This window comes from Nitrosopumilus maritimus SCM1, from assembly GCF_000018465.1.
GTDB lineage: Archaea > Thermoproteota > Nitrososphaeria > Nitrososphaerales > Nitrosopumilaceae > Nitrosopumilus > Nitrosopumilus maritimus.
Window position 1 is genome coordinate 537,259 of the sequence record NC_010085.1, and the last position, 15,616, is coordinate 552,874.

Here is a 15,616-nt window from a genome sequence, read left to right on the forward strand (position 1 = left end):
AAGCTTAAATTGGGCGACTTTTAGGATTTACTGGGATCGTGGTCTAGCTTGGTATGATTCTGCGTTTGGGACGCAGAGGTCGCGCGTTCAAATCTCGCCGATCCCACCATTATCTTATTATCAAATCAATTCTACTCTGATATTGCCGAAGCAATGAGGAAGAGTTAGAGTAATGACTTTGATATGAAGTAAACTAATGGCTCTGAGCTCCGGCATGTTTTTATCAATTCTTTGAGGTCTTGTTTTATTGAAATTTGAGCGACGAGATATTATTTTGATTGCCGGTCTTTTGCTTTTTATGATTGGGCTAATTCCATTTATGAGCCCCGCTTACGCTGTAATTATTGTAATTATCATGTATTTTGGAATCAAATTCTATGTTGCAAAGAGACGGCAATTAATGGAACAAGATGTCGGTGAAGGACTGTGCCTAGATTGTGGTGCTAAAATACATGAAAAAAAATGCCCTAATTGTGATTCTTCTAAGGAATAATTCCTACGTAGTGCTTAAAACGGAAAAATCTCCAAAATTTGTATGGTTTTAAGATATAGGACTTTAACAACAAACTCGGTCCGAAAAGTCAGACTTTTAACACTTTTACCATAATTCCACGTAATGTCATCATTCTTGCTAAAGAAAAAACGCCTAAAAACATGGGATGAAAAACTATCCAACAAATCCCAGAGGACAAAAGATGGTTATACTTTAGTTATCAAATCCTTTGAAAAATTCTGCAGCGAGTATTATGGAGGTAGAACAAAAGACGATATCTTTGATGAATTATCTGTTCTAAAAGATGCTGAAAAGACTCTTGCTACTGTAGATTTGATTCAAAATTGGATTAATTGGCATTATTCTCATGGTGTAAAAACATCCGTTGTAAAGTTGTATCTTGCATGGCTAGGAAAATACTTTGATTATAGAGAGATTTCAATAACTCAAAAGATAAAGGATGAACTTGACTTTAAACGCGATCTAAAAGACGAACCCTTTGCACTTGAAATTCAACATATTCAGAATATTTTCAAATTTGCTAGTCCTAAAAAGATTGGATTCTATCTCGCACTAGTCTCTACTGGCGCAAGACCTGCTGAACTATTACAGGTAAAAAAGCGTGACATTATCACATCTACAAAAAGACTCAAGGTATTGATTCAACCTGAAGGTGTAAAGACTCGACATGGACGTTCAGCATATCTTACAAAAGAAGCTGCACGATACTGTTTGATGAGATTACGTCAAATTAGTGATGATGATCTAGTCTGGGGTAAACATGAAGATTATAGCAAAACAGAAAAAGCAGAATCAAAGACATTTTCAAGATATTGTGATAATGCAGGCTATGTTGAACGATATCATTCTAATAATTATAGAAAAATCACCCTCTATTCTTTTAGGTCCTTTTTCTTTAGTGCTGCAGCAGACGTAAATCGTGAAGGATATGCACACAAAATGACTGGTCATGGGGGATATCTGTCTCAATATGACCGAATGTCTGATGAAAAGAAACTTGAATGGTTTTTGAAAGTAGAGCCATTTTTGACTATAGATGATGATGAAAGATTACAACTTGAAAATAAACAACTAAAGAAGGAAAATACAGAGAAAAAACAATTCGAAGAAGAAATCAAAAATTTAAAGAAAAGACAAGTAGAGCTTGAATATAATCAAAAAGAATACGAATCAATCAAACCTGATGTAGAGAAACTTGTTTTAAATTATTTTGAAGAACTTGGAGAAGATTTTTTCAGAAAAGTATTTTCAAAAAATAGCATAAATTAATTTATAAATTATTTTTGGAAATTTATAACTTATTTTTATTTATAAAAAATTATGCATAATAAGTTAAAACAGATTATATACTTGTGCACAAACATCTGTACATAAAAATTAATTTATAACTTATTTTTATTTATAAAAAATTTCAAATAATTTATAAAAAATTATTTGTAAAAAATAAAACCTGATTTCTCTATTGATGTAAAAATATTCTAAAAAATTGTTTGTAGTTGCAGAAACACAGAAATTCATTTTAGAATTTTTATGCAATTTTTTTATTAGTTTGGAATATTTTTTTAGTTTTTTAGTTTGAGGCTATTGAGATTATTTTGCTCATATTGCATATTTGAATTCTAAACTTTCTGAAAATTTTTTTAGCATTTTAAAAATTAAAAACAATGTCACATTCAATTTTTTAAATACTAGTGCATTGCAAAAGTCTTGATGAAATCTAATACCACTACAAAGAATGATTCGATCTCAAATCAAACTGATGATTCTTGGATACAATACAAAAACAATCTTCACATACAAAAAAACAAAATTTCAAAAGAATTTCGTTGCATTACTTGTAAACTTTCATTGGGTGAAAATCAAGGCGGTGCTGGAGGTCATAGCAAATCCAAACATAAAATGACTTTGAGTGGAGAACCAATTCAAACTAAATCTTTTCATGATTCTGATTCTGACAAAAACCCTGCCCCTTCATATATTGATGAAATTGATGAAGAACTTCTTAGACGAAGAACTGCCACACAAGATTTTTCTGATGATACTGTTGAATCTATGACTTTGCTTGATGTCTACAAAGATGTGGCCTCAGGTGCGGCTAAAATCACCAAAGATCCAGAATTACAGTTTGAATATGGGCAATTAAAATTACGACGCATAATTCCGCCGGATTGGGATTTTCGTATGTGGATTAAAATGACAGTTGATTTGTTTAATAGAATTCATAAAATAAATATACAATTCACCCAAAACCTTGATGAACTCAGCCCTGAACAATTAGAATGGCATAAGTTAGTTTATCAAGAAAATTTGGAATGGGAATATGAACAAGAACCCACTTCGTAATTTTTACAATTACTGATTTTATGAAAGTAGCCTAAACTTTGACTCTGATTTTGCCTGTCAAAAGTTTCTGCATTAGTCCTTTTTTGAGAGATTCTAGAGATTTCTTTTTTAATTCAAGATTTGATATGTTAGAATCAACATCAGAAAGTACTGAAATGATTTTTTCTTGTTCTTCTATTGAAGATATGTATGGAATTAACAGATTTTGTTGATTTGTTATTCCTATGTAATCTCGTGTAGATTGTTTTGCTAACGATTTTAGTTGTTTTTGAAAATCAAAACTTTGAAAAATATAATATAGAAATTTAGGAATAATTTTACTGGATAATCGATAGTAAGTTGTTTGAGGTGAAAGAATAATTCTATCAAATTTATTTCCAACAACTGCCACATTTCCAACACTTCCTTTATGAGACAGTAAAACATCTTTTTGTTTGGCAAATCCGATTCTTAGTATTTTTAGAAATTTTTCAGGTAGGAATTTACATAAATCATAGTTAATGTTATCGTTCATCAAACAATCTGCTGTAACAAACGGAATTCCTTTTTGAATAAAATCTAAAGATTTAGGATGTAATTCTCCATGATTTCCATCTTGAATTTCTAGAATTCTCTTTTCATCAACTAATTTTTTGATTTTCACATATTCCCAAGAATCAGGAATTTCAAAATAATTTCCAAATCTGTCGAATACTTTCTTAAATTTCTTATGTTTGATTCCTTTTGTTAGGAGTTGCTGTAGTAAGCCAATCTTGAGATGTTTTGTTTGATCTATGATTTTCTCATATGAATAGATTAGATTATCAACATTAGACAATATGGAAAGAATTTTTTGTTGTTCAGAAATTTTTGGAGTTTTGATTAACAGATTTTTGATAATTCCGGTATTCAATCCTCCCATAACCAACCCCCTTGATTCTTTAATTATCTGACGATAAACAAAATTTGATTTCAAAAAATAATACAAGAACTTAGGAAGAAGTTTCTCGTGATCTAGAGAAATTTTTAAAAGATGGGATGAAATAATTGCTCTTCCTATATCTTCAGGGACAATTGCTGTTTTCCCTAATGTTCCCATCATTGTAATTAGAACATCGTTTGGTTTTACAGTAAATCCTTTTAGTTTCTCATATTTTTCTTCAGTAATGAATTTTTGATATTTCCAAGTAAACTTATCATTCACAATATTTTCAATCCAAAGTGTTTTAATTTTTCCAGAATTCAATAATTCATGAGTCTTTAAACTACTTCCAAAAGGTCCCATCCGAATTGATGATTTTTCATTTTTTGGAGTCAATTTGTCCAAAATTACATAATTCCAATCTTCAGGAATTTCTTCGTATTTTCCAAAAAGTGACTTTACTAGTTTGTATCCTGGTTTTACTTTTGCCAATCTAGACCTTGAATCCTAATTCCTTTAGATCTTGTTTGACTTTTAGTTCAAGCTCGTCTCTTTCCTTGTCCAGTTTCTTGAGTTCATCTATTGTTGCCTGAATGTCTATGATTTTTTCTTCTTCTGAAATATCCACATATCTAGGAACGTTGAGGTTGAACTCATTTTCTCTGATTTCATCGAGTTCTGCAACATGACAATACTTATCCTCATCTTTGAATGCCTTGAATGCCTTAACAATATGTTCGATGTCTTTGTCTCTTAACTTGTTTCTTACTTTTCCTTCTTGAAATTCATTAGCTGCATAAATGAACAAAATTTTGTTTTTTCTTTCCTTTGGTTTGTTTTTGTTTAAGATTAAGACACATGCTGGAATTCCTGTTCCATAGAATAATGCAACAGGTAATGCAATTATTGCCTCTATCATATCTCCTTGCAAGTTTTCATCCTTGTTTCCTGCAATCATATTTTCTCTGATTTTTTGCTCAGAACTACCTCTGAAGAGAACCCCCTGTGAACAAACAATTGCAGCCTTTCCATTTTCATTTAAACTAGATAGCATGTGAAGGATAAATGCAAAATCTGCTTTGTCTTTGGCAGGGGCGATTCCGTACTTGAATCGTCCATATCCATCATTTTCTTTTCCAGATGCTTCCCAATTTTCACTAAATGGAAAATTTGCTAAAACTCTATCATACTCGATTAACTTTCCATCTTTAACAAATTTTGGAGACTCTAGGACATCACCCCACTCTATAGAAAATGACGGAACCCCATGAATAACCATGTTCATTTTGCACATGTTTACTGTATCGATATTACTATCCTGCCCGTGCAGTGTGAGATTTTTTAATAATTCTTCGATTTCTTTACTTGATTTTTTTTCTTTTTTTAGAGATTTTTCCACATATTGTCTTGAGTGTATTAACATGCCCCCTGAACCACAAGTAGGATCATTTATCCTGTAATCGTATTTTGGCTCCATTAACTCTACAAGTAATTGTACTACTTTTCTTGGGGTGTAGAATTGACCTCCCTTCTTTTTTGTCTCACTTGCAAACATTTCCAAAAGCTGTTCATATGCATCCCCAAAGATATCCTCATTTTCTAAATCTGAATTTCTAAGACGAAAGTATCCTTCATCTGTTGTACTGAAATGATCAATTAATTTTACTAGAGCAGTATCTGGATATTTCTCTTTGATGTTAAATTCTGACACCATCATGGTGCCTCCTAATTTTTTCTGATTCGCATCTTCTATTTTTTTACAAATTTCTATAATTTTTGACCCAACATCTTCAGAAACATTTTGTAATTTGTTCCATCTGGTGTCTTCTGGCAAGTAAAATATTGGATGCCTTCTTTTGTTTTCTGCTTCTTTCTTTGAGAGCCCTTCATCTTTCATCAGTTTTTCAACATTTTCTTCAAAAATATCATTCAGTCTTTTTAGAAACAATAATGTAAGTACCGGTTTTCTGTTTTCACTTGCATCTAGATGCTTTCGTAAAATGTCTGCTGCATCAAAAAGACGTTGTTCTAATTGTTCAAAAGTAAGTTTCTGATCTGACAACAATAAGTCCAGTTATGAGTCTCATATAGCATTTTTTGTAAAACGGCTTAATACGCAGCAAATTCTCATGAATCTATGCCTAAACCAGGATACAAACTAGTAAAGTCACTTTTTGGAAAAGAAATAGAAATTCCTGAAACATGGAAAATTTGTAATCTGGGAGATCTTTTAACAAAAATACAAGATGGGAATTATGGTGAAAGTTATCCCAAAGAATCAGAATTTTTGGATTCTGGAATTCCTTTCATTAGGGGAACTGAAATTACCAAAAATTTCATAGATGGTAAAAAAGTGAAATATATTTCAAAAACTAAACATGACGAACTACAAAAAGCTCACATAGAAACTGGAGATGTACTTTTTTTGAATCGTGGAGGAATAACTAGAACTGTTGCAATAGTGCCTCCAAAATATGATGATGCAAACATAGGACCACAACTAACATTACTTCGCTGTAATACAAAGATCATTCACAACAAATACTTGTATTATTTTATTCAAGGGGAAAATTTTAAAAAACAAGTAATTAGTAGTGATGCAGGTACTGCATTACAATTTTTTGGAATTGAAAAAACTAAAAAATTTAAGATTACTTTACCTGAAATTAGAGAACAACAGAAAATTGTATCAGTATTAAATTCTATAGATAACCTGCTTTCTTCATACGATAAAACAATACAAACAACCCAGAAATTGAAAAAAGGCTTGATGCAGAAATTACTAACAAAAGGAATAGATCACAAAAAATTCAAGAAAGTTCCATGGTTATTTGGAAAAGAGATAGAGATTCCTGAAGAATGGGAAATTAAGAAAATTGAAGATTTATTCAAATTAAAATCTGGTAGCACCCCATCTAGGAAAATTCCAGAATATTTTGCTGGAAATATTCCTTGGATAACAAGTACGGATCTTAATCGTTCCAAAATTACTTCTACGTTAGAAAAAATTACTCCTGAAGCAGTAAAACAAACAAATCTGAAATTACTTCCTAAAGGGACATTTTTGATTGCGACATACGGATTAGAGGCAGCTGGAACTAGAGGAAAATGTGGAATTACTAAAATGGAATCTACTTGTAATCAAGCATGTATGGCATTTTTACCTTCATCTGAAATTACATCTGAATTTTTATTTTACTTTTATCTGTACTTTGGAGAAAAAATCATTTTCAGTATTGCACAAGGAACAAAACAACAAAATCTCTATTCGGATACTCTCAAAAAAGTTTCCATGTTTGTTCCCCCACAAAAAGAACAAAAGAGAATTGTAAATTTTCTTGATCAAATTGATTCTCATCTCTTTGAACTAGAATCAAAAAAAACTGGACTAGACAAAATCAAGAAAGGTTTGATACAAAAACTCTTGACCAGTAAAATCAGAGTCAAATTTTAAGTAATTTTCCTCCATGTGTTGTCTGCGGCATTTTTTTATCCTAGACAATATGTAACGTATTAAATTATGAATTTTAGAATAGAGGATAATGAGGAAGGGCGACAAGTTGAACTTCCTGCATTAGAGCTAATCACTGCATTAGGCTACACATACATTCCAAATTATGAGCTAAACATTCCTAAAGAAAGGCCTGATCACAGGCAAGTACTGCTATATCCTAGGCTCAGGGCTGCAATAAAACGACTAAACGACTTTGATGATGATGGAATAGAACAGGCAATCGCCCAGATTCATGAAGACAACTTTCCAATTGGAATGCCGATGATTGATGCAAATGAAAAAATTCGAATCAAACTAACCGGTCGTGCAGGAGAAAACGCAATTGCACAACCCATCACCATAAAACAGTATGGAAAGAAAGGAATTGAATATCCTACTGTAAAATTCTTTGATTTTGATCCTAAAAAAATTGGAACTAAAGAAGACAAAAACGAGTATCTTGTCACCAACCAATTCAAACATCTTGGCAATCGAACTGAAATTGAATGCGACATTGTTATTTTTGTAAATGGTATTCCCCTAGTCCTAATTGAATGCAAAAAACCAACAACTATTGATCTTATGAAGACAGTATGGAAAGAAAATCTGGAAAAATATCAAAGAGATGGCTCTCACAGTTTGGGTCATGAAAAATTATTTTTCTTTAATCACGTAATCATGGCAACTAGCGCTATTCAAGCAAGATATGGAACATTAAAGGCACTGCCAAACAAGTATGCAAAATGGACTAGTCTTACAAACATCACGACAAAGGAACTAGAAAAGTTGGTTGGAAGAAAACCCACACCACAAGACATTATGCTTGCTGGAATGATAAAAAAAGAAACACTGCTTGATATGCTCAAAAATTTTGTTCTGTATGAAATTGAAGAACATAAAAAAATAAAAAAAGTTGCAAAACATCAACAATACCGTGTAGTTACAAAGTCTGTAGACAGAATAAGTCATCATAAAAAAGTAGAAGACAAGGGTGGTGTCATTTGGCACACTCAGGGTTCAGGAAAATCTCTTTCAATGGTATGGTTTGCAACTCAACTCTATTACAAATTCAGCAGACCGACAATCATGGTAATTACTGATAGGAGGCAACTTAACAAGCAGATTTTTGACACCTTTAGAAATTGTGGATTCCCAGAGCCTGAAAAACCACGAAATCGAAGTCAATTAGCAAAAACCCTTCAGTATTCAAAGGGAAAAACAATCATGGTAAACCTCCAAAAATTTGACAAACCTGAAAAATTTGTAGAGACAAAAGAAAAGATCTATGTACTTGTAGATGAGGCACACCGGTCTCAATACAAGTGGACTGCTGGTTATATGCGTAAGGCCATGCCTAACGCTGTATTTTTTGCATTTACTGGTACTCCTCTCGATAGAGAAAATAAAAACACATACCGAAGATTTGGACCATTAATTGACAAGTATTCCTTTACAGAATCTAAAGAAGATGGCGCAACAGTCAAAGTAGAACATATGGGATTGCTTCCAGAGATTGAAATTGAGGGTGGTAACTCACTTAACAATATTTTTGATAATTTATTTGGTCATTTACCAAAAGCCCAACAAGCGGAGATTAGAAGAAAATATGCAACAAAAAAGAAGATTGCATCATCTCCTGCAAGAATACGAAAGATTTGTGAAAAAATTGTAGATCATTACACAAAAAAGATTCTTCCAAATGGATACAAGGCAATGATTGTTGCACCAACTAGAGCAGCAGCAGTAACATACAAACGAGAACTAGAAGATCTTACAAAACTTCCTGCCAGAATTATTATGGATTCTAAAAAAGATGAAGTTGGTCCTGATGAATTCAGTTGGGCAGATTATTATCTTCCACAAAATGAAGCATTGAAAAAAGCAGAGGAATTTACAAATCCTGATGATCCCACAAAATTTTTGATTGTTGTAGATATGTTGCTTGTTGGGTATGATGCACCAATTGTTCAAGTGATGTATCTTGATAGACCTCTACGAGAACATGCATTGCTTCAAGCAATAGCTCGAGTAAATAGAATTTATGATGAACACAAGGATAGGGGATTCATTATCGACTTTTGGGGAGTTACAAGAGACTTGCAAAATGCACTAAAGATGTTTGAAGAACAAGATGTTCAAGGTGCATTGGATAATGTTGATGATGATTTGTTAGAGTTAGACGTACGACACAAAGATTTCATGGAAAAAATCCAAGGAATAGATTCCAAAGATCATAACGAGATTGCAAAAAGATTCGAAGATGAAGATGAACAAGAGGAATTTGAATATGCGTTCAAGCGTTTTGCAAAGGCACTAGAAGCTGTTCTTCCAGACAAAGAAGCAGTCCCCTATGAAAAAGACTTGAAGAAAGGGTATGAGATTAGGGGTAAAATCCGTGCCTGGTTTTATGGTGACAGGGCTGATCTAAGCGAATATGGCAAGAAAGTACAAAAGATAATCGACAAGCATATTCGAGCTATAGGAATTTCAGAAATTTCTGGTTCCAAAGAAATTACATATGACAACTTTTTGGGATTTATTGCAAAATTCAAAGGCGATAACAGGGCAAAAGCAGCTCTGATAAAGAAAAGAGCAACACTCGTAATTCGTGAAATGAGTCCTGACAACCCTGCATTTTATCAAAAACTCAAAGAAAGACTGGAAAAATTAATCCAAGACGAAAAGGAACGAAGAGTAGATGATGCACAATACTTTGAAGGAATAAGGGATATCTTTGAAGAGGCACTATCTGGTCCTGAAAAATTACAAAAACAAACAGGAATCAAAGACCGATTTCAACTTGCCATTTACATGCTATTAGAAGAAAAACATTCAGATTTAAAACAAAACAAAAAATATTCTGAAGAGATATTCAAGAAAGTCAAAAAGGCTGCATCTGTAAAAGACTGGAGAGACAAGGAACCGCAAGAAAACGAAATTGAATTGGCTGTAATTGATACACTTGATAAAAAAATATTTGATGAAAAAACTCGAGACAAATTAGCTTCTGAAGTATACAAAATGGCAGTGAATAACAATGAATGGTAAGATTCGATATGGAAAAAAATCCATTGGTTATTCTATAGTTAAAAGTACGAGAAGAAAGACTTCGGAGATTCAAGTTGATGAGAAAAAAATAGTGTTGCGTGTTCCTAGTACCAAAACAAAAGACGAGATTAGAAATATCATGGAAGAAAAAAAACAATGGATCTTCAAAAGGCAACTGGAATTTGCTGACCATGAGAAAAGAAGACTCTCTACAAAACAAAAAACTCCTTTGTATATGCAAAAAAGAACATGGAAATTAGCCTCAAAAATAGGTGTAAAACCCTCAAAAGTGGTAGTAAAAAACCTGAAATCCAGATGGGGAAGTGCTGGGAAAAATGGAACCATTACTTTGAATCGGGCGTTAACAAAAACTCCTCCTAGAATTATTGACTATGTGATCATTCATGAATTATGTCATTTGAAAATTCAAAATCATTCAAAGGCTTTCTGGAATTTGCTCTGTAGGTTTGACAAAAACTATGAATCAAAAATCAATTGGCTTGAGACCCACTCAAACCAGATCTTGTGAAAAATTATCCATCTTTTATCTGAAATGGACGTTTTTGATCGCATTTAACCCTCAGGTTTAAATATTAGTTTAAAGACTAAAATAGTGTGGGCAGTATACACCAACAAACTGAATCAGAAATACGCAAAAAGTATATTTCTAAACTGAGTATTGAATATGGGTTTGACGAAAAAAACATTCGACTCGATGTTCCTGTACAATTAGGGCTAAAACGATTCATCGCTGATGCCATTATTTATCAAGATGATCGACCATTTGTCTTGGTTGAAATCAAAACTGATCTGACCCTAAATTTTGAACAGGCAAAAAACACACTGGAACAAATGTCTTCTGTTTTGGGAAATAATTTTGTAATTCTTACAAATGGTTATTATGACATATGCTACGAAATAGAAAAATCCTCAAAACAAATCAAATTTAATGAGATTCCTGATATTCCTGCACTATCAAAAGATAAACGAACTAAGAAAAATCCTCCTCAATTGGAATTAAATGAACCTGAACCATTTTTCTATGGTATTTTTGAATCTCTGCAAAATGATCCAAGATTGCTTCATGTTACTGAAAAAGAAATTGTTGATGATCTTCATAAAATAATTGGCGCAAAAATTTTTGATGAAAAAAATTCTGGTACCTCATTATTTTTTGCAAGAAAAAACGACTCTTATCTTAAAATTGTTTCTAGACTTGAAGAACTCCTTCATCAAATCAATTCAAAAGAAAATAATTTTATCTTTGATCTTGATTTTAAATTACCTCATGATTTGATTTCCAAAATTGTCTTTAAACTTCAAAAATATTCTTTAACAAAATCTCAATTAAAAAATATGCCATTAGGATTTTCACAAGGCATTTTGTCTAAATCGACTGGTGCTTATTTGACTCCTGATGCTATTTCTGAGTTTATGAGCCATCTGTTTAAAATTAATTCTAAAATGAAAGTTTTAGATTTGGCTTGTGGCAGTGGGGCGTTTCTTGTTAATGCAGGAAAATTTGGTGCTTCAGTTGTTGGTGTTGATGCCAACCGACAAATAGCCAATATCGCTAAAATAAACTGCTATTTGAATGGCATCAAAAATGCTTCTGTTATCTGTGCTGACAGTCTTGGACCTCTTGAGAATTTGGCAAAAATGTCTTCTGGCAACATTCAAACAAATTCCTTTGATCTTGTTTTAACCCACCCACCTTTCGGATTACGTTTAACCAAGGATTATGCCAATTTTTCAATGCTAACTATTTCTGGGAATAGGTTCATGGAATCGTTGTTCATTGAAAGAAGTTGGGAATTGTTAAAAGAAGGTGGAAAATTAATTATTATTCTACCTGAGGGTATTACTTCCAACAAATCTACTCGAAAAATAAGAGAATTTATCACTACAAATTTCAAAGTTCTAGGAATTATCAGCTTGCCTGATTATGCCTTTTTTCCTTATTCCTCCATAAAAACAACTATTCTGGTTCTAGAAAAATTAGGGCCAAAAATCATCTCCAATTCTTATATGATATTTACCGCCTATGCAAAAAATTTGGGTTATGACAAACAAGGAATTCTTGCTAAAGAAAGTGATTTCTCAAAAATTTTAGAAGATTTTAACAAATTTTTACAAACAAACAAAGGTTCTAAATTTGATCAAAATCTAAATTCTGATTTACGTCTAGATGAAAATTATTTCCAGAATACTAGTGATTTAGGAAACCAAACAAACATGTGTATGTTAAAAGATATTGCAGACATTACTATTGGTGTTAAGAACAGTAAACTCAAAAAAGATACAAAATACCTTTTGGTCAAAGGTCAACAAATCAAAGACTTTGAAGTAGATTTATCAAATGCATCTGAAGTTGGGGTTGAATTTTCTATTGAAAAATATTTGTTACAAAAAGGTGATATTGCAATAACTCGTTCTGGTACTGTTGGTAATGTCGGATTATGTAATAAGGATGCTAATGTAATCTTTAGTGATAATATAATACGTATAAGAATTAATTCAGATAAAATAATTTCTCAATATCTTGCATCATTTCTATATTCTGAATTAGGCCAAAGACAAATTAGACAATGCACCACCGGAAGTACAATTCGTGGCATCAGTCTAAGTAATCTTGAAAAAATACAAATCCCATTAATTTCAATTTCTAAACAACACAAAATTGCAAATGATTTGAAAAAAATTCTTGATGCTAAATCTGAACTTAACCATCTAATAAAGAACTTGGAAAATTCAAAAACATCTCTATCAAAAAATGTAGAAAAAACTATTGAGGAGTTACTAAATTGATTACTAGTCCTATTATCTTTACCAAAAAAAATCCCGACAACCCTTTACTTGAAGTATTAGTTGAATCAAATTCTGATAAATATGAAATTATTTGGTATCATTGGCCTCATGATGGGTTTATGCCTGTTGAAGATTATGAACCAGTAATTGTTGTTTATTCTAAAAAGCAAATTAAAGTCGTAATTACTCGAAGTGCTTGGAAATTCAAACCCCATAATATTGATAATACCCTTTCTAATCCTCTGTCTGTTCTTTTCAAAGATGATTTTCATCATTATATGATTAGAACTGAAGAAAATGCTGTAGATTTTGATAAAATTATTGGCAGTACTCAATTGGAGCAAGAAGAATACCAGTCAAAAATAAAAGATATTTCTCCTTCTGCTATAGACCTCAAATTTCGTACTGGATGGGGGCATATTACTAATTATCAAGTATTTCCACATGATGACCCTGCTGATGTTGCTATGCAGTATTATCGTGCCTATTGTGAAGAATAATCATACAATGTTATATTATTAGTTATATTATTCTTTATATAAGAATAAGCAGCATTTTATCCATGGTAAAAAAAGATAGTAAATTTGCTCTTTCGATGACTTATGGGCCAAGAGAAGATGCCCTATTACGTGATATTGAAAAAATTTCTAAAAATCAAGAATTTGACATAAGCCGAAATGAGGTTTTAAGACGTGGCTTGTATGCATTTAAAAATTTAGTTGATGTTGATGAGAGAATCTATTTGAAATTACTTTCTCATACACTCCATCTTTTAAAAGAAAATATTGATCTTGATATTTTACGTTTTGCAAAAGACATTGCATCTCAAATTCTTACTATTCTAATAATAAAACATGGTTTGGCCAAAGCAGATTCATTTGAAACTATCTTGGATAGTTTGGAAACAATTTATGGAATACTTAGTACTCAAAAATTAGATAAAACATATGATGAAAAAATTAAAAAAGAACTATCGGATCTTGCCACAAGCTTGGATACTGTATTTTTAAATTCAGAAAAAGACTCTCAAAAACTTTCAAACATTATGCATTTTCTGCAATTGTCTTCAAAACATAACTCTGATTCTAGACAACATTCTAAAACAAAATTTGATATGTCTGAGGATACACTACGCATTTTCCTAAAACATTATGAAGATAAATCTGAGTCAATGCGTTTATCTGGAAAATTCCTTAAAGGTAAGGTTGTATGGTTTGATGACAAAAAGAAAATTGGTCTTTTGAAATCTCACCCAAAACATGATTTTCTAATTAGTCCTATCTCCTCTTTGAATTCTCTATATCGCAATAATTTTGAATTGTTTTCTGGGCGAGATTTTCTTTCATCCAAATCTAAACTCGGTTTAGGATATGTTCCACAAAATTTTGAAGATGACATGATTGAATCTGACAATTCTTAACCAATCAAAAAATCTTGAGAGAAGGTTCTACTTTAAGAAATAATTCCAATTTTTCATCATCATCTTTTCTGTCATACATATCCAAGTATGTGACATGCCCGACCATGGCGTGAGCAATATCAGTATCATGAATTCGTCTTGCCCTAGTAAAGAAATAGGAACGAAATGAATGGAGTGTAAATTTATGACGATTTACTGAAGTGTATTTTTCAGTTAGACCTGCTCTTTTTCTATATCTTGCAAATGCTTCAATCTCTGTCATTTTAGCATGAAATGGATAAGAATTTGTAGCAAATACAAGAGTATTTTCAGATAATGATTCTAAATGAGGTTTTAACATTTTTTCAGCTTCTTTAGAAACAAAGGTGGTGTGAGATACTCTGGTCTTTGTATATTTTCCAGGAATTTCGATTTTAATTCTCTTTAAACTAAAATCAAAATCAGCTTTTTTCAAAGAGACCGTCTCTTGAATTCGCATACCAGTTCCAATTAGAACTAGATACAACATCAGTCTGGATTTTGGAGTAAATTCAAAGAGTTTGAGAATTTCGTCTTTTGATAATGGGTGTAATTTTTCTTTGATCTTCTTTGGTTTTTTGATATTGTGTTTAAGGTCTATTGGGTGTGCACGAATTCCATTGTAACTACAATAGTATGTTGCAATTTGATAATACATTTTGACTGTAGCACTTGCTAATTTTTGATTTTCAAGCCAATTCACAAAATCCTGTAATACGTCAAAATAGGCTTGATCACGTTGCTCAAATGGAATTCTTTTGAGTTCTTTTATGATTTCATTGATGTCTCTTCCATCATAGGCAAATTTACAAAATTCCTCAAATCTGTTAATTCCTGCCTGATAATTTTCTCGAGTCGAGAATTGTAAGGATTGAATTCCCTCCAGGAATGACTTTTTTGATTTGTTCTTTAAGAGAAAGGATTGCAATGTACAATTATGAAAAAGTTTGTTCTTGATTTGATATGTTATGTGAAATTTAGCAGATGGCTTTATTCATTATATCTTGAACAAGGAAATAGAAAAATCTTAGGAATTAAAAAATTATTTTATAAAAATTATTATTTTCATAA

At 31.8% G+C, this 15,616-nt stretch carries 12 protein-coding genes and 1 tRNA gene; 10 read left to right on the top strand and 3 right to left on the bottom strand.

What is annotated here, in order from left to right; translation table 11 throughout:
• The first annotated feature begins 32 nt into the window (after positions 1-32).
• From NMAR_RS03220 to NMAR_RS03235, 4 genes are all read left to right on the top strand, one after another.
• Positions 33-109: transfer RNA gene (locus tag NMAR_RS03220), tRNA-Pro, on the top strand.
• Positions 110-247: 138 nt separating this feature from the next.
• A complete protein-coding gene (locus tag NMAR_RS09680; RefSeq protein WP_012214985.1) occupies positions 248-493 on the top strand; it encodes a hypothetical protein in 246 nt (81 codons plus the stop codon).
• Positions 494-616: 123 nt separating this feature from the next.
• The gene (locus NMAR_RS03230; protein WP_012214986.1) at positions 617-1,783 is read left to right on the top strand and encodes a tyrosine-type recombinase/integrase; all 1,167 of its coding nucleotides are present in this window, start codon (positions 617-619) and stop codon (positions 1,781-1,783) included.
• 441 nt (positions 1,784-2,224) lie between these two features.
• A complete protein-coding gene (locus NMAR_RS03235) occupies positions 2,225-2,857 on the top strand; it encodes a hypothetical protein (RefSeq protein WP_012214987.1) in 633 nt (210 codons plus the stop codon).
• Between the two features lie 31 nt (positions 2,858-2,888).
• Here the strand turns inward: NMAR_RS03235 and NMAR_RS03240 are convergent, their stop codons facing one another.
• Entirely contained in the window at positions 2,889-4,250 is a 1,362-nt protein-coding gene (locus NMAR_RS03240; protein ID WP_012214988.1) for a restriction endonuclease subunit S, read from the bottom strand.
• Between the two features lies 1 nt (position 4,251).
• A complete protein-coding gene (locus NMAR_RS03245; protein WP_148680068.1) occupies positions 4,252-5,820 on the bottom strand; it encodes a type I restriction-modification system subunit M in 1,569 nt (522 codons plus the stop codon).
• 75 nt (positions 5,821-5,895) lie between these two features.
• Between NMAR_RS03245 and NMAR_RS03250 the strand changes: the two genes are divergently transcribed.
• The 6 genes from NMAR_RS03250 (at position 5,896) to NMAR_RS03275 (ending at position 14,527) form a co-directional block, all read left to right on the top strand.
• Positions 5,896-7,212 carry a restriction endonuclease subunit S gene (locus NMAR_RS03250; RefSeq protein ID WP_012214990.1) on the top strand — a complete coding sequence of 439 codons (1,317 nt, stop codon included), beginning with the start codon at positions 5,896-5,898 and terminating at the stop codon, positions 7,210-7,212.
• A gap of 66 nt (positions 7,213-7,278) precedes the next feature.
• Positions 7,279-10,299: a type I restriction endonuclease subunit R gene (locus NMAR_RS03255; RefSeq protein ID WP_012214991.1), complete on the top strand. Its 3,021-nt coding sequence runs from the start codon at positions 7,279-7,281 to the stop codon at positions 10,297-10,299.
• Positions 10,289-10,828 (top strand): M48 family metallopeptidase, encoded by a 540-nt coding sequence (locus NMAR_RS03260; RefSeq protein WP_012214992.1) that lies wholly within the window; start codon positions 10,289-10,291, stop codon positions 10,826-10,828. Before NMAR_RS03255 ends, NMAR_RS03260 begins: the two co-directional genes overlap by 11 nt.
• 86 nt (positions 10,829-10,914) lie before the next feature.
• Positions 10,915-13,107, top strand: a complete 2,193-nt coding sequence (locus NMAR_RS03265) for an N-6 DNA methylase (protein WP_012214993.1) — start codon at positions 10,915-10,917, stop codon at positions 13,105-13,107.
• On the top strand, positions 13,104-13,607 hold the full coding sequence (locus NMAR_RS03270; RefSeq protein ID WP_012214994.1) for a hypothetical protein: 504 nt from the start codon (positions 13,104-13,106) through the stop codon (positions 13,605-13,607). The genes NMAR_RS03265 and NMAR_RS03270 overlap by 4 nt, the downstream gene beginning before the upstream one ends.
• A gap of 62 nt (positions 13,608-13,669) precedes the next feature.
• Positions 13,670-14,527: a hypothetical protein gene (locus tag NMAR_RS03275; protein ID WP_012214995.1), complete on the top strand. Its 858-nt coding sequence runs from the start codon at positions 13,670-13,672 to the stop codon at positions 14,525-14,527.
• A 4-nt stretch (positions 14,528-14,531) separates the two neighbouring features.
• On the opposite strand, the gene NMAR_RS03280 is transcribed toward NMAR_RS03275, so the two are convergent.
• Positions 14,532-15,473 (bottom strand): tyrosine-type recombinase/integrase, encoded by a 942-nt coding sequence (locus tag NMAR_RS03280; RefSeq protein ID WP_012214996.1) that lies wholly within the window; start codon positions 15,471-15,473, stop codon positions 14,532-14,534.
• Positions 15,474-15,616: the final 143 nt, after the last annotated feature.

Excerpts from the sequence above, each read along its gene's own strand:
- NMAR_RS03230 (WP_012214986.1), top strand. The coding sequence starts at position 617 with ATGTCATCATTCTTGCTAAAGAAAAAACGCCTAAAAACATGGGATGAA.
- NMAR_RS03235 (WP_012214987.1), top strand. The coding sequence starts at position 2,225 with ATGAAATCTAATACCACTACAAAGAATGATTCGATCTCAAATCAAACT.
- NMAR_RS03250 (WP_012214990.1), top strand. The coding sequence starts at position 5,896 with ATGCCTAAACCAGGATACAAACTAGTAAAGTCACTTTTTGGAAAAGAA.
- NMAR_RS03255 (WP_012214991.1), top strand. The coding sequence starts at position 7,279 with ATGAATTTTAGAATAGAGGATAATGAGGAAGGGCGACAAGTTGAACTT.
- NMAR_RS03260 (WP_012214992.1), top strand. The coding sequence starts at position 10,289 with ATGAATGGTAAGATTCGATATGGAAAAAAATCCATTGGTTATTCTATA.
- NMAR_RS03275 (WP_012214995.1), top strand. The coding sequence starts at position 13,670 with ATGGTAAAAAAAGATAGTAAATTTGCTCTTTCGATGACTTATGGGCCA.